We start from the raw sequence: 17,969 nt of genomic DNA, 5'->3' as shown, positions 1-17,969 counted from the left end.
CTACTCCGTGCCGGTCGACGAAGACGCATCGTCTTCGAGCGTTTCGGGATCGACGCCGAACAGTTCGGCGAGCTTCTTGCGTTCTGCGGGCGACAAGTCGCCCTTGGTGCGCACCGCGGGCAGGTCCGCAGTCGCCGCTTGCGCCTTCTGGACCAGGCCGGGCATCGCTTCCATCAACTCGGGCATGAGCGCGTTCATCGCTTCCATCATGTCCGGCCCCATGGCGATGAGGAGCGAGCGCGACGCATAGTGTGCGCCCGCCGGCGTGGCGAAATAGCGATCGAGGTCCTCGAGCTCGACGGCACTGAACTCGCGGGCATAGGCTTTGGCGAGGGCGCCGCGCGCCTTCGGCTCGACGCTGGTCATGATGTCGCCCATGCCGGCGGCCATGACCTGCATCGTGCGGCGCTGGCGCTCCTGCCAGGCCGGATCGTAGATCTCCATGACCTCGCGCATCTTGGCGGCGCCGAGCGCGTTCGCCTGCGCCTCGGTGACACCCCCCATCCGCGCGAGCTTGGCGATCGGCATCTCGCCCACCTGGCCGACGATCTTGTCCATCAGCGCGTTGAAGGTCTTGTCGAACAGCTGCTTGTAGATGCCGGCCGGCAGCAGCTTCGTGACCAGGCGATCGGCCACCGCCAGGCGCGCGGGATCGACCGGACCGAGCGCCGGTGCGGCCGGCGCGGGCTGCGACACCGACTGCGCCCGGGCGGCACCGATTCCGGCGAGCAGCAGGAAAGCGGCAAGGAGCGGCCGGCGCATCACTTGCCACCCTTCCTTGCGCGATAATCCGCCGCCAGCTTGTCCTCCAGCGCCTTCAGCTTCGGGAGATTCGCCGCAATCAGCCTGTCCGCCCAGGCCTGGCTCACCGCCGAGATTCTGGGATTGACCGTGCCCATCTTCTGCGACGCCGTGCTGCCGGCGAACGCCATCAGCGCGGGATAGTCCTCCGCGGTCATCTTCGCCATCACCGACGCGATCGCCGCCTGCTGCATCTCCTGCGGAGACTGGCCCGGCGCGCTGCCCATCATCTCATAGGCCTCGGCGCGCACCTTCTGGCCCGTCGGGCTGCCGAAGAATGCGAGCGCGTCGGTCACCTCGACCGGAGTCAACATGGTCCTCAGGATCGTTTCGATCTCCGTGCGCAGCGAGGGCAGCGCGGCGACCATCACCGAGGTGAACCGAGTGCGCAGTTGGCCGCCGACTGCCTGGCGCATCGCCGGATCGGCGGCATAGGCTGCCTTGCGCTCGGGATCCGCGGCGATCCGCTGGTCCATCCCGGTGTCGAAGGCCTTGCCGGCCAGACGGGTAATCGCATCGTCCGGCGCCAGCAGCGCGACGAGCCGCTGCACCTCGGTATCGGCGGCCGGGACCGCGGCCGGCGCGGCGGCCAAAGCCGGCGCCGGGGCGAGCGCGGCGGCGCTCAGGGCAAGGGCGGTCAGGAACGGCTTCATGGGCATCGACAACCTTATCAAGCAGCCCGAGCCGCATCGGCGCGGGCGCGCATCCAGGCATGCATGTGCGCCGCGACGTCACGGCCATCGCGAATCGCCCAGACGACGAGACTCGCGCCGCGGACAATATCGCCCGCCGCGAAAACACCGTCGAGGCTGGTCATCATCGTCCGCCCGTCCGTGCGCAACGTGCCCCAGCGCGTGACGCCCAGCTCCTCGGCGCCGAACAGGCGCGGCAGGTCCTCGGGCTCGAAGCCCAGTGCCTTGATCACCAGGTCCGCCCGGAGCTGGAAAGCGCCGCCCGGATCGAGCTCGGGCGCGCGGCGGCCCGAGGCATCGGGCGCGCCCAGCCGCATGCGGGTGGCGCGCACGCCGGCGACGCGCTCGCCGCCGTCAAAAGCCTCCGGCGCCGAGAGCCAGACGAACTCGACCCCCTCCTCCTCGGCATTGGCGGTCTCGCGCTGCGAGCCGGGCATGTTCGCCCGGTCGCGACGATACAGGCACTTCACCGACGCCGCGCCCTGGCGGACGGCGGTGCGCACACAGTCCATCGCCGTGTCGCCGCCGCCGACGACCACCACATGCTTGCCCCTGGCATCGAGGCTGCCGTCGTCAAAGGCCGGAACCGCGTCGCCAAAGCCCTTGCGGTTGGAAGCGGTCAGGTAATCGAGCGCCTCGACGATGCCGGCCGCGCCGACGCCCGGCGCCTGGATCCCGCGCGGCTTGTAGACGCCGGTGGCGATCAGCAGCGAATCATGCTGCTTGCGCAGCGCGTCGAGGCTGGCATCGCGCCCGACCTCGAAATCCATGTGGAAGGTGATGCCGCCCTGCGCCAGCCGCTCGATGCGGCGCATGACCACGTGCTTCTCCAGCTTGAAACCCGGAATGCCATAGGTGAGCAGCCCGCCGGCGCGATCATGCCGGTCGTAGACATGCACCTCATAGCCATATTCACGCAGATATTCGGCCGCCGCGAGGCCCGCGGGTCCGGCCCCGATGATGCCGACCGACTGGCCGCGCGCCGGCCCCACCGCGACCGGCTCGACCCAGCCCTCTTCCCAGGCCGTGTCGGTGACGAACTTCTCGACCGCGCCGATGGTGACCGCGCCGTGCCCGGAGAATTCGATGACGCAATTGCCTTCGCACAGCCGGTCCTGCGGGCAGATTCGGCCGCAGATCTCGGGCATGGTCGATGTGCTGTTCGACAGCGCATAGGCTTCGCGGAGGCGCCCCTCCGCCGTCAGCCGCAGCCAGTCCGGGATGTGATTGTGGAGCGGGCAGTGCACCGAGCAATAGGGCACGCCGCATTGCGAACAGCGGCTCGCCTGCTCCTCGGCCGTAGGCACCGCATAGCGATCCGCGATCTCGCGGAAATCCTCCGCGCGCAGTTCCGCCCCGCGCTTGCCCGGATAGGCCTGCGCCGTTCCAACGAATTTGAGCATCGTTTCCGCCATGCGGCCGCGCTAACGCCGCAAGCGAGTCGATAAAAGTCAGCAAAGCTGACCTATATTAGGTTTTTCCGCCCGGCCGGGGGAAATTTGAAATATTCTTGCGTATTTTTATGGCCGATCCGGACCTTATCGCATCGAGAGCCAGGCAATCGCCCCGATGCCGGCGACGATTCGGTACCAGGCAAAGGGCGCGAACCCATGTTTCGAGACGATACCGACAAACCATTTGATCACCACGATCGCGACGATGAAGGCCGTGACGAAGCCGATGGCGATCTCGTCCCAACCCACCCGGGCCGAGGCGATCGCGTCATGGTTCTTGAGCAGCTCGAGCGTCGTGGCGCCCAGCATGGTGGGGATGGCGAGGAAAAAGCTGAACTCGGCGGCGGTGCGGCGTTCCACGCCCAGGCTGAGCGCGCCCATGATCGTCGCGCCCGAACGGCTGACGCCCGGAATCATCGCGATGCACTGGATGAAGCCGATGCCGATCACGCGGACCAGCGGGATCTCCGCGATGCCATGGATCGTGGCGGACTTCACCAGCCGCTCGATCACGAGGATCGCGATGCCGCCGATCACCAGCGCCCAGGCCACCACCATCGGCTCGCCGAGCAGCACCTCGATCTTCGAATGGAGCGCAAGGCCGATCACGGCGGCGGGGACGAAGGCGACGAGCAGGTTGCGCGTGAAACGCCACGAGACCGGGTTCATCCGGAGGAGGCCGGAGGCCACCGCCCAGAAGGTCCGCCAGTAGAGCACCACCACCGCCAGGATGGCGCCGAGCTGGATGACGACGTTGAACATCGCCCAGGTGGCGGCGTCATAGCCGAGCAGCTCGGAAGCGAGGATCAGATGGCCGGTCGAGGAGACCGGCAGGAACTCGGTGATCCCCTCGACAATGCCGAGGAGGATCGCGACCAGGGTTTCGCTCATGCTTGATATGCTCCCAGGCGCCGGCGGCGCGGAAAGGCGGTCAGGCGGCCAGCCTGGCGAAGCGGCCGTTGCGACGGTAGCGGACGAGCCAGGCCGGCGCGACGCTGGCAAGCGGCGTCGGCACGATGCCGAGCGCCGCCAGCCCGGGCGCATCGCCGGCGACATTGTCCGCCAGCAGCATGCGCCACTGGTCGCGAGTGATCGGCGTGCCGGGCAGCATCGCGATCAGCGCGCCGAGCGGATCGGGCAGCTCGGCAAAGGCCGGCCGGTGGCCGGTCGCGCCGGCGAGCCAGTGGAGCAGGCCCGCCATGGTGAGCGTGTCGGGTCCGGCCAGCGCATAGGTCTGGCCCGCGGACTTCTCCGGCGCGGCCAGCGCCGCGGCCACCGCCCGGGCGACGTCGACCACATAGACCGGCTGGAAGCGCACCCCGGCGCGGAGCACCGGCACCACCGGCCCCATGCCGAGCATCGCGGCGAACCGGTTGGTGAACGCGTCCTCGCGCCCGAAGACGAAGGAAGGACGCAGGATCACGGCTTCCGGAAAGGCCTGCCGTACCGCGGCCTCGCCCGCCGCCTTGGAGCGGCCATAGGCGGACGCCGAATCGTCAGCAGCGCCGAGCGCGGAGAAATGGACGAGCGAGGCGACGCCGGCCGCCCGGGCCGCGGCGGCGACGGTCTGGGCGCCCGCGGCATTCACGCCGTCGAAATCGCCCTTGAGCACGCCCGCGAGGTTGACCACCGCATCGGCACCGGCGACCGCGGCGGCGATCGTCTCGGGCCGGGTCACGTCGGCGGCGACGAACTGAGTCTGGCCTAGGCCGCCCAGCGGCTTGAGGAACCAGGCGTCGCGCGGCCGGCGCTGGGCGATTCGCAGGCGCGCGCCGGCGGCGAGCAGTTCCTGCGCGACATAGCGGCCGACGAAACCGCCGCCGCCGATCAGCACTATGAGTTTGTCCTTCATGCCCTTGGTCCTGGAACTGAAACCTGCCTGCCGGCCGAGCCTCACCCCATGCCGCGCGGCGGACGGAGAGGCAAGCGCCGGATGGCGCCGCCCGGGCTCAAGATTCAATCGGCAAACCCGTCATCCCCGGGCAGGCGGCGATCCAGGGCAGCGCAGGACAACGACGCCACCGGGCGAGCGCTCTCCGGAGCGCGCAGGACTTGGCCGCGCGCGGGGCTTCGGCGCGCCTGGATCAGTCGATCGTCATCAGGCTGGCATTGCCCCCGGCGGCGGTGGTGTTGATCGAGATCGACACTTCCTCGAGCAGCAGCTCGATCGGATAGCCGGACTCGCCCATGGCGAGCAGCGGCACGATCGGGCCGTCCAGCACCGCCAGTTCCTCGGCCACCGGCACGGCGTCACCCTCGACCAGCGCCGCAGCGAGGGGTTCCGCCGCATCCGGCGCGAAGGCGGCGGCGACCCGGGGCGGCAGGCCATGGGGCAGCGCCATCCCGTCGAGCCTGCCCCGGTTGCCCGTCGCCAGCACCGCGGCCATCTGGTCGTACAGGCCGGCCACGGTCACCGGGCGCATCAGGATGCGGCCGCGCGGATGGAGCGCATAGAGGTTGCGCTCACCCACCGGGCCCGGCAGCTCGCGCTCGACGCCGAGGGCCGAGGCCGCGCCATAGCGCCGCGCCGCCTCGGCCGCCCGCACTTCGCCCTGGGCGTCGAGCCAGGCGGCGAATTCGGCCAGCGGCGTCCCGGCCGCACCCATGGGCTGGATCGCCACCGGCGCCGTGCCGACCAGCCGGCCCAGATAGAGCGGCCCGCCTGCCTTGGGACCGGTGCCCGAGAGCCCCCGCCCGCCAAAGGGCTGCACCCCGACGATCGCGCCGATCACGTTGCGGTTCACATAGAGATTGCCCGCCTTCACCCGCGCGGTCACTTCGGCAACCGTCTCGTCGAGCCGGGTGTGCAGGCCGAAGGTGAGGCCATAGCCGGTGGCATTGATCGCATCGATCAGCACCGGAAGATCGTCGCGGCGATAGCGCAGCACGTGGAGCACGGGGCCGAACACCTCGCGCTCGACATCGGCGATCGCGCCGATCTCGATGATCGTCGGCGGCACGAAGGTGCCATGCCCGGTCGCGGCCGGCAGGTCCTGCTGCTCGATGCGGTGGCCCCGCGCGCGCATCGTCGCGACGTGGCGCTCGATAGTGTCGCGCGCCTCGGCGGTGATCACCGGGCCGGTATCGACGTTGAGCGCGTCGGTGCGGCCGATGCGCAGCTCCCTGAGCGCGCCCTTCAGCATCGCCAGCGTGCGATCGGCGACTTCTTCCTGCAGGCACAGGATCCGGAGCGCCGAACAGCGCTGGCCCGCACTGTCGAACGCCGAGGCGATGACGTCGGCGACGACCTGCTCGGCAAGCGCCGAGGAATCGACGATCATCGCATTCTGCCCGCCGGTCTCGGCGACGAGCGGAATCGGCCGGCCGGCGGGGGAAAGGCGGGCGGCGAGCTGGCGCTGGATAAGGCGGGCCACCTCGGTCGAGCCGGTGAACATCACGCCCGCGGTCTCGGCCGCGCCGACCAGCGCCGCGCCGATCGCGCCGTCGCCGGGCACGAGCTGGAGCGCGTCGGCCGGGACCCCCGCCGCGTGGAGCAGCGCCACCGCCTGGGCGGCGATCAGCGGCGTCTCCTCGGCCGGCTTGGCGAGCACCGGATTGCCCGCCACCAGCGCCGCCGCCACCTGGCCAGTGAAGATCGCCAACGGGAAATTCCACGGGCTGATGCACACCACCGGCCCGAGCGGCAACTGGGCCGGCCCGAAGGTCGCCCGCGCGCGCGCCGCATAATAGCGAAGGAAATCAATTGCTTCACGCACCTCGGCAATTGCATTGGGCAGCGACTTGCCCGCCTCGCGCACGATCAGGCCGAGCAGCAGCGGCATCCGCGCCTGCATCGCATCGGCGGCGCGCTCGAGCATCGCGGCGCGCTCGGCGACCGGCATGGCGTGCCAGGCCGAAGCAGCGGCACGCGCGACGGCTGCGGCAGCCGCCGCTGGCGAGGTCTCGATCACCTGGCCAACCTCGTCCCGATTATCGGCTGGATTCAAAACCTTGCGAGACACACCCTGCCCATCCGCCGGCGCGGCGCGCCATTCGGTCGCGGCGCTGGCCGGGAGCGTTTCGCGCAAGGCGGCGAGCACGTCCTCGTCGCTCAGGTCGATGCCGTCCGAATTGCGGCGGTCCGGATAGAGCGCCGCGGGAAGCGCGATCCTGTCGTGATGCGCGCCCGGATCGGGCATCGCCCGCACCTGCTCGACCGGATCGGCGACCAGCTCCGAAACGGGAATTCCGGAATCCGCGATACGATTCACGAAGGAGGAGTTGGCGCCATTTTCCAGCAAACGGCGCACAAGATAGGCCAGAAGCGTCTCGTGCGTGCCGACCGGCGCATAGATGCGGCAGGGCCGGTCCAGCTTCGCCGCGCCCACCACCTGCTCGTAGAGCGGCTCGCCCATGCCGTGCAGGCACTGGAACTCATATTGGCCCAGCGCGAAGTCCGGCCCGGCGAGCCGGTAGATCGTCGCCAGCGTCTGGGCATTGTGCGTGGCGAATTGCGGGAAGACCCGGTCGCCCGCCGCCAGCAGCTTCCGCGCGCAGGCGATATACGCCACATCGGTATGCGCCTTGCGGGTATAGACCGGAAAATCGCGCAGCCCGTCGACTTGGGCGCGCTTGATCTCCGCGTCCCAATAGGCGCCCTTGACCAGCCGGACCATGATCCGCCGCCCGGCGCGCCCGGCCAGGTCGACGATCCAGTCGATCACGAAGGGGCAGCGCTTGCCATAGGCCTGGACGACGAAGCCCAGCCCGTCCCAGCCGGCCAGATCGGGATCCAGCGCCAGGCTCTCCAGCAGGTCCAGCGAGATCTCCAGCCGGTCCGCTTCCTCGGCATCGATGTTGAGGCCGATGTCATAGCGCCGCGCCAGCACCGCCAGCGTCTTCACCCGGGGGAGCAGCTCGCCCATCACCCGGTCCGCCTGGGCGCGGCCGTAGCGCGGATGGAGCGCCGAGAGCTTGATCGAGATGCCCGGCCCGGCATAGACGCCGCGCCCGTTCGACGCCGTGCCGATCGCATGGATGGCATTCTCGTAATCGCGATAATAGCGCTCGGCGTCCGCCGCAGTGGTCGCCGCCTCGCCGAGCATGTCGTAGCTGTAGCGGAAGCCCCTGGCCTCTTCGTGGCGGGCGCGCTTGAGCGCCTCGGCGATCGTCTCGCCGGTGACGAACTGCTCGCCCATCATCCGCATCGCCAGATCGATCGCGCGGCGGATCACCGGCTCGCCGGCACGCGCGACGAGGCGCATCAGCGCGGCGCCCAGCCCGCGATCGTCGACGCTGTCGACCAGCTTGCCCGTCACCACCAGCGCCCAGGTCGCCGCGTTGACGAACAGCGACTTGCCGCCGAGATGCGCCCGCCAGTCGCCATCGGCGATCTTGTCGCGGATCAGCGCGTCGCGCGTCGCATCGTCGGGGATGCGGAGCAGCGCCTCGGCCAGGCACATCAGCGCCACGCCCTCCTCGCTCGACAGCGCATATTCCTGCACCAGCGATTCGACCGCGCCGCCGCGCCGCCGCGCGCGCAGGCCGGTGACCAGCCCGGTCGCCGTCTCGCGGATCGCCGCGCGGGTGGCGGCGTCGAGCGTCGCCGCCTCCAGCAGCGGCGCGACCGCCGCGCGCTCGTCGCGGCGATAGGCGGCGGTGATCGCCCGGCGGAGCGGAGTCGGCTCGCGGACGGGCGGGGCGAAGGCAGCGAAGGGCGCAGGCTGGGTCATCCCGCCATGATATGCCGCTTGCCTCGGTCGATCAGACTTTTGAGAGGCGAATCACAGGCGGAATCGCCAATTTGCAAGCCATCTGCTAGGCGAAATCCATGAAGAAGCCCCCCGCGACAGTCGAATTGGACGAGTTCGACCGCAAGATCGTCGCCGCGCTGGCCGCGGACGGCCGGATGACGGTGACCGAGCTGGCCAGGCAGGTGGGGCTGTCCAAGACCCCGGCCCAGGTGCGGCTGAAGCGGCTGACCGATGCCGGTGTGATCCGCGGCTTCCGCGCGATCGTCGATCCCGCGCGGCTGGGCCTCGACCATATCGCCTTCACCGAAGTGAAGCTGGCCGACACCCGCGAAAAGGCGCTGCAGGAATTCAACGCGGCGGTGCGGCGCCTCCCCGAGGTGGAGGAATGCCACATGCTCGCAAGCAATTTCGACTATCTGCTGAAGGTCCGCACCGCCGACATCCGCCGCTACCGGATCGTGCTGGGCGAGAAGATATCGAGCCTGCCCCATGTCGCCAGCACCTCGACCTATGTCGCGATGGAGACGATCAAGGATTGACCTTGGCAAGGATCAGGTTGGGCACCCAAACAAGTATTTGATTTTCCACCGTCATCCCGGCCTTGCGCCGGGATCCCGCTGCTTCTTGCGCTGGCGGGACAGCGGGACCCCGGCCCAAGGCCGGGGTGACGAAGGAGGAATATGCGTTCTCGACCTAGCCCTGCGGCCGCGTCCCGCGCGGGCCGAAGTTGAGCCGGCGCGTGACGTTATAGTCGAGCACCGCCATCACGAAATAGGCCGCGGCCTGCTTGATCCGGGTCCAGGGGCCGGTGCGCGCCCGGTAGAGCTCGGGCGTGATCCGCTCCGAACATGCCACCTCGCCATCGACAAAGGCCCGGACATAGGCGGCGAAGGCGGGATCCTCGACGCGGAACATCAGCTCGAGATTGAGGAACATCGAGCGGATGTCGAAATTCGCCGAGCCGATATTCACCACATCGTCGAGCAGGAACAGCTTCGCGTGCAGCTTGGTCGGCTGATATTCGTAGATCTGCACCCGCTTGCGGAGCAGCCCGGCATAAGTGAAGCGCGCCGCCCAGATCGCGGCGCCGTGATCGAGCCTGGACGGCAGGATCAGCCGCACCCGCCCGCGCAGGCCGGCGCGATCCAGCCGGCGGAGCATCGCCGGATTGGGCGCGAAATAGGCGGCCATGATATCGATCGACTGCGCCCGCTCCATGTCGCGCTTCACTTCGCGCGCCCAGGGCGAGAGCCGCCGCATCGGGCCGCCAAGCAGCCAGCGCGTGGCGCCTTCGGGCTCGCTCCAGGCGCGCAGCGTCTTCGCCAGCCTGCGCAGGCTGCCGCGCGGCCGCCGGGCCCAGTTCGACAGCGCATCATAATAGCCGACCAGCCGGCCCGCCGCCGGCCCCTCGATCAGCAGCCCCAGGTCGCGCCAGGCGGCCTGCTCGATCGTGCCGAAATAACTGTCCTCGATGTTGAACCCGCCGACGATCACCCGCGCCTCGTCGGCGAGCGCGAGCTTCTGGTGGTTCCGGAGCAGATAGCGCCGCCCCCAGCGCGGCACGAAGCGGCACACATCGACTCCGGCCGCGTGGAGCGGATCGAAGAAGCCATGGCTCTGGGCATGCTCGCTGCCGAGCCCGTCGACGATCAGGCTGACCTTCACGCCGCGCGCCGCCGCGTCGAGCAGCGCCTGGCGCACCGCCGCGCCGGCCGCATCGTCGACATAGATATAGTAGAGTACCCGGAGCGTCCGCTCGGCGCGGCGCATCAGGTCGAGCAGCGCCTCCAGCCGCTCGGGCCCGTCGGGCAGCAGCGTCAGCCGGTTGCCGTCGACGGTGTAGCTCGGCTGGGTCAAGCGCATCGCCGGGTGATGCGGGACCATCGGCACGGGGGCAAGAGGGGCGAGCGCTTCCAAGGGGCCTCCGCGGACATCGTTGCGATGGCGTTCCCAACGCGCCGCGCGCGATTCGGTTCGCCGCGCGGGCACGGAGCCCATTTTCTTGACTTTTCCACAGCCGGACCCTATGTCGCCGCCTTTCCCGGACACTCCGTTTTTCAAGGAAGCGTAGATGGCGCGCGTCACTGTCGAAGATTGCGTCGACAAGGTTCCCAACCGTTTCGATCTCGTGCTGTTCGCGGCGCAGCGCGCCCGCCAGATCTCGGGCGGCGCCGATCTGACCATCGATCGCGACCGCGACAAGAACCCGGTCGTCGCGCTGCGCGAGATCGCGGAAGAGACGGTCCGCCCGACTCACCTGGAGGAAGCAGTGGTCTCGAGCCTGCAGCGCGTGCAGATCGACGACGAGGAAGCGCCGGACGAAGTGGGCTCGATCGCGGCTTCGGCCGAGGCGCTGCGCCTCACCGCCGCCGCCCCGCCGCGCAACCAGAATCTGGGCGGCGACTACGACGGCTGAGCCGGCGATCCGCTGAACTTCGCAAGGGGCCGGGGGCAACTCCGGCCCTTTTGCTTTGGCGATCGGATCAGGGTTCCGGCTGCATTCGTGCCTGTTGATCGAGACTCGATCCGAGTTGGGGACTCCTATTCTTGCTTCGTCACCCCGGCCCTGAGCCGGGGCCCCGCGATCTCGCCCGCGCGAGAAGCAGCGGGATCCCGGCGCAAGGCCGGGATGACGGGGTTGGCCGATTGAGACGGGGTTTGCTGATTGAGTCGTGCCCCCAGGCTGGGGACTCATATTCTTCCCTCGTCACCCCGGCCCTGAGCCGGGGTCCCGCTGCTTCTCGCCCGCGCGGGAAGCAGCGGGATCCCGGCGCAAGGCCGGAACGACGGCTATCGGGAGCACCTTGTCCTGGCACTTGCTCCGCCGCGACAAATACCCTTCCGTCATCCCCGCACAGGCGGGAATCCAGGGCCAGGGGCCGATCGCGCGCAGCAAGTCCTGCGCACTCCGGAGAGCGCCCGCCTGGTGACATCGCTGTCCCGCGCTACCCCGGATCCCCGCCTGCGCGGGGATGACGGAGAAAGGATGGGGGATGACGGCTATTGGGAGCCCCCTGTCTCAGGGGGATAGTTGTCTCAGGGGGATGGGTCGTCGAACAAGCCCGGGGTGACGACGGGATCGGGCAAGCCCCGCCATGCCCGCGCCGCGCAGCCGGGCGGCGACCGTTACGCTTCGCCCGCTTCCGCCTTCGCCCGCCCCTTGAACCCCTGCGCCACCACGAACCACTCCACCGAGCCCTTGCGGCTCGACGGCGGCTTGGCGTGCTTCACCGTGGCGAAGTTGCGCTTCATTTCCGCCACCAGCGTCGAATCGGCGCCGCCGGCGAACACCTTGGCGACGAAATCGCCGCCCGGCTCGAGCACCTGGATCGCGAAGTCGAGCGCGGTCTCGACCAGGCCCATGGTGCGCAGCGCATCGGTCTGCGGATGGCCGACGGTGTTGGCCGCCATGTCCGACACGATCAGATCGGGCGCGCCGCCCAGTTCCTCGATCAGCCGGTCGGGCGCGGCATCGTCCATGAAGTCCATCTGCAGGATCACGGCGCCGTCGATCGGATCGACGGGCAGCAGGTCGATGCCGACCACCGGCGCCTTGGGCAGCCGGCGGCGGACCACCTGGGTCCAGCCGCCCGGCGCGATGCCGAGATCGACCACGCGCTTCTTGCCCTTCAGGAAGCCGAACTTCTCGTCCAGCTCGATCAGCTTATAGGCCGCGCGGCTGCGATAGCCCTCGGCCTTGGCGCGCTTGACGTACGGATCGTTGAGCTGGCGCTCGAGCCAGCGCGTCGACTGCGCGGTGCGCTTTCGCGCCGTCAGCACGCGGGTATGGCCGCGTCCGCCGCCTCTGCTCATATCTTCATTCCTGCTGCACCAGCCCGCCCCCCCACCCGGCCACCCATATGATACTGCCGTTGGGTGGCCGGGTGGGGGAGCGGGCTGGTGCCGTCAACGGACAAGGTCACAAGATTCTCCCGTTGATCAGGCGGCGCAATATGCCCTCGCGGATGCCGCGATCGGCGATGCCCAGCCGTTCGGCCGGCCATAGATCGAGAATCGTCTCGAGGATAGCGCAGCCGGCGACGACGAGATCGGCCCGTTCCGCGCCGATGCACGGCACCTGGCTGCGCTCGGCCATGCTCATCCCGGCGATCCGCTGGCTCACCTCGCGCATCGCCGGGGCGGGGACGATCAGCCCGTCGACCACCGAACGATCATAGGCGACGAGGCCCAGATGCACGCTGGCGAGCGTGGTGACCGTGCCCGAGGTGCCGAGCAGGCGCCGCGTGCCGCGCGGCGTGCGCAGGCGCTGCGCGAAGGGGGCGAAGCTCTCGGCCACCCGGGCGCGCATGCTCGCATAGAGCGCCGCGCGCTCCTCCGCGGTTCCGGCGGCGCCCGAGGCCTCGGTGAGCGAGACCACGCCCCAGCGCGCGCTGTGCCAGTCGAGGATGCGGGGCACTTCGCCGCGCGAATCGACCAGCACCAGCTCGGTCGAGCCGCCGCCGATGTCGAACACCAGCGCGGGGCCGTCGCCGGGCTCGAGCAGCGCATGACAGCCCAGCACGGCGAGCCGCGCCTCCTCCTCGGCGGTGATGATGTCGAGCGCGATGCCCGTCTCGCGATAGACGCGCTCGATGAACTCGGCGCCGTTCGAGGCCTGGCGGCATGCCTCGGTCGCCACCGAGCGGGCGAGGATCACGTGCCGGCGCTTCAGCTTCTCGGCGCAGATCCGCAGGGCCGCGATGGTGCGCTCGATCGCCGCGTCGGATAGCCGGCCGCTGGTGGCCAGGCCCTCGCCCAGCCGGACGATGCGCGAGAAGGCGTCGACCACCGCGAAGCCCGAACCCTGTGGGCGCGCGATCAGCAGGCGGCAATTGTTGGTGCCGAGGTCCAGTGCCGCATAGTGGCGCGCGTCGCCCGGCCGGCCGCGCATCGGCCGCTCCATGGGCGGCGGAGCTCTCCGGATTTTTCCGGAGCCACGGCCGCGGGGCATATTGGCGGTGCCATCCCCCATCGTATCACTCGCTTATGTTCTGTTCCGTCACGGCTTTTCGCCGCCGGTGCTTGAAAGCGAGGCTAGCGGAGACCGGGGGCGGGGGCAAGGCGGGGCCCGTTGACAGCGCCGCGCAGCCGCCCTATTGCGCCCCGCCTGCCGGCCGTGATGCCGCGTGATGCCCCGTCGTCTAAAGGTAAGACCACGGACTCTGACTCCGTTAATTGAGGTTCGAATCCTCACGGGGCATCCAGCACTTCTCCCTGAAATCAGCGCGCGCCGGCCTGAAATCAGCGCGCGCGCCGGGATGCCCGTGCCGCATCGGCGCGGACCGGCGATCGGCCCCCGGGGAAGCGGGCAGGACGCGGTCCGGGCCCGGACCGCGCCCCGCCGCGGATCAGTAGAAGGCGCCGTAGATCACGTCGACCACGCGGCGGGTCCGCACGTTCACCAGCAGCAGGTCCGGCCCGTAGCGCACCCAGCGATAGCCCGGAGGCGGCGCGCCCAGGCCAAGATCGTACCAGCCGTCATAATAATAATTGTTCGACAGGAAGAGCAGCGGCAGCAGCCCGCCGATCGACCAGCGCTGATAATGATAGCCGCGCGGATAGACGAAGGGCGGCCGGTGGATCGGTCGGAAACTGGGCGGACGGCCGATGCCGGGCCGGTGCGGCGGGCGCGCGATCGGGGGCCGCGGCGCGGGCGGGCGGGCGATCGGCGGGCGCGGCGCGGGCGGGCGCGCTCCGGGGCGCCCCGGCTGGGACGGGCCGGGGCCCGGCGGGCGGACGCCCGGCTGGCCCGGATTGGGGCGTCCCGGGCCACCGGGGCCGCCGGGGCCGCCCATGGGCGGGCGCTGACCGGGCTGGCCCGGACGCTCGCCGGGACGGCCGCCCTGGCGATCGCCGTGGCGGTCGCCCTGACGATCGTCGGGACGTTGCTGCCGCGCTTCGGCGAGCGGCGGCGCGAGGAGAATCGCCAGTGCGGCGAGGGAAGTCAGCTTCTTCATGCTTGCTCTCCGGCTTTGGGGGACGTCAGATCCCCGTTGGCCCGACACCGAAACGATCGAGCATCGGAAAGGCTGCACCCCTCCGGCTCAGCGCCCCGCGCGGCTCCGCATCAGCGGCTGGATGCGCGTACCGAAATTCTCGACGCCCTCCAGGAAATCGTCGAAGGTGAGCAGCACCCCGCCGGTGTTCGGCACCGCCGCCATCTCGTCGAGCATGCGCGCGATGCTCGCATAGCTGCCCACCAGCGTGCCCATGTTGATGTTCACCGCCCCTTCCGGCGCGGCGAGCTGGCGGACATTGGTGGTGGGGTTGTGCTTGTCGGCCGCACCCTGGTCCATCAGCCAGCGGATCGCGTCGATATCGACGCCGTCATTGTACGACTTCCACTTGGCCATGGCCGCCTCGTCGGTCTCGTCGGCGATGACCATGACGAGCACGAACACCTTCACGTCCCGCCCGGTCCTGGCGGTGGCGGCGGCGAGCCGTTCGTTGTTGAAGGCGAAGGCGGTCGGCGTGTTGACGCCCTTGCCGAGGCAGAAGGCATAGTCCGCCCACCTGGCCGAGAAAGCGAGCCCCTCGTCCGACGAGCCGGCGCAGATGATCTTCATCTCGCCCTGGGGCACGGGGCGGACGAGGCAGTCGTCCATCTGGTAATATTCGCCCTTCAGGTCGCTGCGGCCGGTCTCCCACAGCTCGCGCAGGATCTGGGCATATTCGCCGAGCATCTGGTAGCGGTTGCGGAAATGCTCGTCGCCCGGCCACAGGCCCATCTGGCTGTATTCGGGCCGCTGCCAGCCGGTGATCAGGTTGAGCCCGAAGCGGCCATGGCTGATCGAATCGATCGTGTTGCACATGCGCGCGGCAAAGGCGGGCGGGATGACCAGCGTGGGGCAGGTGGCATAGATCTTGATCTTCTCGGTGACGGCGGCAAGGCCGGCCATCAGCGTGAAGCTCTCCAGCCCATATTCCCAGAACTCGGTCTTGCCGCCAAAGCCGCGCAGCTTGATCATCGAGAGCAGGAAATCCAGGCCGTGCTTCTCGGCCCGCAGCGCGATCTCCTTGTTGAGATCGAAGCTCGGCATGTACTGGGGCGCGTTCTCGCTGATCAGCCAGCCATTGTTGTTGATGGGAACGAAGACGCCGACTTCCATGATTTAGCTCCCCAGAAATGCGAGCACCCGGGCCTCGAAGCCCGGCGGGTCGGTCACGTTGCAGGCGTGCCCTCCCCAAGGCATCCGGACAAGTTGCGCCCGTGGAATGACTTGCGCAAGCGCCCGCGAACAGCCGGGCGGGACGAGCGCATCGTCGTCGCTGGCGAGCAGCAGCACGGGCATGTCGAGCGCCGCCGCCGCCAGCCGGTCGATCAGGTCGAAGCGCAGCGCTTCGAGGATGCGCGCCTCGACCATGTCGGCCGGAAAGCCGGCGACATGATGGACCGCCTCTTCCTCCAGCCGCGCATGATTGTCCGAGATCCATTGCGGCGGGAAGAGGAAGATCGGCTGGGCGTCGACATATCTGCCGGGGCCATAGGCGCGGAGCAGCGCCAGCCGAGCCTGGAAGCAGCGCGCGATATAGGGATCGGGCCGGCCCCAGCCATTCACCACCACCAGCCTGTCGACACGCTCCGGCGTGTCCAGCGCCATGCTCAGGCCGCCCATGCCGCCAATCGCATGGCCGAGGATCGCGGCCCGCTCGATCCCGAGCGCATCCATCAGCAGGCGGATATCGTCACCGATGCTCTCGATGCGCGGCGTCACCGTCCGGTCCGAACGGCCGGTGCCGCGATGATCGTAGAGGATGACGCGGAAGCTCTCGGCGAGCGCAGGCAGATTGGGCAGCCAGTATCTGCCCGACCCGCCCATGCCGGCCGACAGGATCAGCGGCGGTGCATCTTCCGGCCCATGCCACTCATAATAAAGGCCCCCCGCCTCCGCCATCAGCCGATATGCGCCACCGAGGCGATCTCGACCAGGCAATCGGGCTTCACCAGATCGGCCCGGATGCAGTAGCGCGCCGGCTTGGCGCCGGGGAAATACTCGGCATAGATCTGGTTGAAGACGGGGTAATCGGCGAAATCCTTCAGGAAGATGTGGTTCATCGCCACGTCCTCCAGCCGCGCGCCGGCCGCTTCCAGCGTAGTCTTGATCACCTCGAGGATGTGCCGCGTCTGGCCGGCGGCATCGCCGACATGAAGCACCACGCCGCCCTCGCCCAGCGCCAGCACGCCCGAGACATAGACGGTGTCGCCCGCCCTGGCCCCGGCCGAATAGGGCGCGATCGGCGTGGGGAATTGCGGCGGATTGATCGGCTCGAACGACATGGGCTCACTCCCTGGGCAATTGGCCGAAGCTGCCGCAGAAGTCGGCGGTGGTCGAGACCCAGCCGAAGAACTTCTCGACATTGTAGACCGTGGCTTCCTGCATCATCGGCGGCCCGAGATGATGCGTCGCATCCTCGAGCATCACCCCGAAATATTCGAGGTGGAAGCCGTCGCGCAGCGTGCTCTCGACGCAGACATTGGTGGCAATGCCGACGAAGACGATGTTGCGGATGCCCCGCGCGCGCAGCGTCGAATCGAGTTGCGAGTTGAAGAAGGCGCTGTAGCGCGTCTTGTGGAGACGGATGTCGCCGGGCTTCGGGGCGAGCGCGTCGACCAGCTCGTAATCCCAGCCGCCGCGCGCCAGCAGCCTGCCCTGGAGCTCGGGCCGGGCGCGCATCGTCTTCAGCGCGTTCGACTTGTGCCAGTTGGGCGAGCCGGGGCCGCCGGCCTCGACATAATCGGGGTCCCAGCCATTCTGCAGATAGATGACCGGCATGCCCGCCGCCCGCGCCGTATCGAGCACCGCGGCGATCTTGCCGATCGTCCCGGCCGAACCCGAAATGTCGAACCCGGCCTGGTCGACATAGCCGCCGGGCGAGGCATAGGCGTTCTGCATGTCGATCACGACGATCGCGGTCTCGTCGGCGCTGACCCGGATCGGCTCGGGCCGGGCGGGAAGCGTGACGATGCGCGGGCCGGAAAGGTCGCGGCCTACCATGGGTTCGCCTGTCATTTGCACGAGTGTTCCCGAGAAGGGGGCGGTGCGCAAGCCCTCCACACGCCCCCGTCCTCTCCGCGAACTCGTCCTCCTCGTGCAGACGGGGAGCCAAGGGCCATGGCGGCGCGACCCCCTTCGGCGTTTCCGATTACGGCGAATGCGATTGCTTCGATTTCGCGACTTACCCTGGATCCCCGCCTGCGCGGGGATGACGGGCTTTGCTGATTGGGTCTCGTGACCCTAGGTTGAGGACTCATTTAAGCCACGCGGTGATAAGGGCTACGAGAGCGATGGCAGCGAGGTAGTTTGTGGCATGCCGGTCGTATCTGGTAG

16 protein-coding genes and 1 tRNA gene are annotated in these 17,969 nt (G+C 69.1%); 3 read left to right on the top strand and 14 right to left on the bottom strand.

From position 1 onward, the window contains the following. The 6 genes from ACIQCS_RS14740 to putA all read right to left on the bottom strand — a co-directional run bounded on the left by ACIQCS_RS14740 (position 1) and on the right by putA (position 8,619). The gene (locus ACIQCS_RS14740) at positions 1-762 is read right to left on the bottom strand and encodes a hypothetical protein (protein WP_345849324.1); all 762 of its coding nucleotides are present in this window, start codon (positions 760-762) and stop codon (positions 1-3) included. After that, entirely contained in the window at positions 762-1,460 is a 699-nt protein-coding gene (locus ACIQCS_RS14735) for a DUF2059 domain-containing protein (RefSeq protein ID WP_401531218.1), read from the bottom strand. The genes ACIQCS_RS14740 and ACIQCS_RS14735 overlap by 1 nt, the downstream gene beginning before the upstream one ends. 11 nt (positions 1,461-1,471) lie before the next feature. After that, positions 1,472-2,908: an NAD(P)-dependent oxidoreductase gene (locus ACIQCS_RS14730; protein ID WP_345849327.1), complete on the bottom strand. Its 1,437-nt coding sequence runs from the start codon at positions 2,906-2,908 to the stop codon at positions 1,472-1,474. Positions 2,909-3,031: 123 nt separating this feature from the next. Beyond that, positions 3,032-3,838 carry an undecaprenyl-diphosphate phosphatase gene (locus tag ACIQCS_RS14725; protein ID WP_280281816.1) on the bottom strand — a complete coding sequence of 269 codons (807 nt, stop codon included), beginning with the start codon at positions 3,836-3,838 and terminating at the stop codon, positions 3,032-3,034. A 40-nt stretch (positions 3,839-3,878) separates the two neighbouring features. Beyond that, complete coding sequence (locus tag ACIQCS_RS14720; protein WP_345849328.1) at positions 3,879-4,799, bottom strand: NAD-dependent epimerase/dehydratase family protein; 921 nt, start codon at positions 4,797-4,799, stop codon at positions 3,879-3,881. A gap of 232 nt (positions 4,800-5,031) precedes the next feature. Beyond that, entirely contained in the window at positions 5,032-8,619 is a 3,588-nt protein-coding gene (gene putA, locus ACIQCS_RS14715; RefSeq protein WP_345849331.1) for a trifunctional transcriptional regulator/proline dehydrogenase/L-glutamate gamma-semialdehyde dehydrogenase, read from the bottom strand. Positions 8,620-8,717: 98 nt separating this feature from the next. On the opposite strand from putA, the gene ACIQCS_RS14710 reads away from it, so the two are divergent. Next, positions 8,718-9,179 (top strand): Lrp/AsnC family transcriptional regulator, encoded by a 462-nt coding sequence (locus ACIQCS_RS14710; protein WP_345849333.1) that lies wholly within the window; start codon positions 8,718-8,720, stop codon positions 9,177-9,179. Between the two features lie 154 nt (positions 9,180-9,333). On the opposite strand, the gene ACIQCS_RS14705 is transcribed toward ACIQCS_RS14710, so the two are convergent. Further along, positions 9,334-10,503, bottom strand: coding sequence for a phosphatidylserine/phosphatidylglycerophosphate/cardiolipin synthase family protein (locus tag ACIQCS_RS14705; RefSeq protein ID WP_345849335.1), 1,170 nt, complete (start codon positions 10,501-10,503; stop codon positions 9,334-9,336). 208 nt (positions 10,504-10,711) lie between these two features. Between ACIQCS_RS14705 and rpoZ the strand changes: the two genes are divergently transcribed. Next, a complete protein-coding gene (gene rpoZ, locus ACIQCS_RS14700) occupies positions 10,712-11,056 on the top strand; it encodes a DNA-directed RNA polymerase subunit omega (RefSeq protein WP_116839672.1) in 345 nt (114 codons plus the stop codon). A 710-nt stretch (positions 11,057-11,766) separates the two neighbouring features. Here the strand turns inward: rpoZ and ACIQCS_RS14695 are convergent. Further along, positions 11,767-12,453 carry an RlmE family RNA methyltransferase gene (locus ACIQCS_RS14695; RefSeq protein ID WP_345849338.1) on the bottom strand — a complete coding sequence of 229 codons (687 nt, stop codon included), beginning with the start codon at positions 12,451-12,453 and terminating at the stop codon, positions 11,767-11,769. Positions 12,454-12,559: 106 nt separating this feature from the next. Then, positions 12,560-13,591, bottom strand: a complete 1,032-nt coding sequence (locus ACIQCS_RS14690; protein WP_401531214.1) for a Ppx/GppA phosphatase family protein — start codon at positions 13,589-13,591, stop codon at positions 12,560-12,562. Positions 13,592-13,770: 179 nt separating this feature from the next. Between ACIQCS_RS14690 and ACIQCS_RS14685 the strand changes: the two genes are divergently transcribed. Next, positions 13,771-13,844 (top strand) — tRNA-Gln (locus ACIQCS_RS14685). 144 nt (positions 13,845-13,988) lie between these two features. Here the strand turns inward: ACIQCS_RS14685 and ACIQCS_RS14680 are convergent. The 5 genes from ACIQCS_RS14680 to rutB form a co-directional block, all read right to left on the bottom strand. After that, the gene (locus tag ACIQCS_RS14680) at positions 13,989-14,597 is read right to left on the bottom strand and encodes an RcnB family protein (protein ID WP_345849341.1); all 609 of its coding nucleotides are present in this window, start codon (positions 14,595-14,597) and stop codon (positions 13,989-13,991) included. An 87-nt stretch (positions 14,598-14,684) separates the two neighbouring features. Beyond that, positions 14,685-15,749, bottom strand: coding sequence for a pyrimidine utilization protein A (rutA, locus tag ACIQCS_RS14675; RefSeq protein ID WP_345849342.1), 1,065 nt, complete (start codon positions 15,747-15,749; stop codon positions 14,685-14,687). 3 nt (positions 15,750-15,752) lie between these two features. After that, positions 15,753-16,535 carry a pyrimidine utilization protein D gene (rutD, locus tag ACIQCS_RS14670; RefSeq protein ID WP_345849344.1) on the bottom strand — a complete coding sequence of 261 codons (783 nt, stop codon included), beginning with the start codon at positions 16,533-16,535 and terminating at the stop codon, positions 15,753-15,755. Beyond that, on the bottom strand, positions 16,535-16,918 hold the full coding sequence (locus tag ACIQCS_RS14665) for a Rid family hydrolase (protein WP_345849346.1): 384 nt from the start codon (positions 16,916-16,918) through the stop codon (positions 16,535-16,537). The genes rutD and ACIQCS_RS14665 overlap by 1 nt, the downstream gene beginning before the upstream one ends. A gap of 4 nt (positions 16,919-16,922) precedes the next feature. Then, entirely contained in the window at positions 16,923-17,636 is a 714-nt protein-coding gene (rutB, locus tag ACIQCS_RS14660; protein ID WP_401531211.1) for a pyrimidine utilization protein B, read from the bottom strand. Between the last annotated feature and the right edge of the window lie 333 nt (positions 17,637-17,969).

Source organism: Sphingomonas sp. NPDC092440 (assembly GCF_044754985.1).
Classification (GTDB): domain Bacteria; phylum Pseudomonadota; class Alphaproteobacteria; order Sphingomonadales; family Sphingomonadaceae; genus Sphingomonas.
This window is presented reverse-complemented; position numbering and strand designations above follow the sequence as displayed.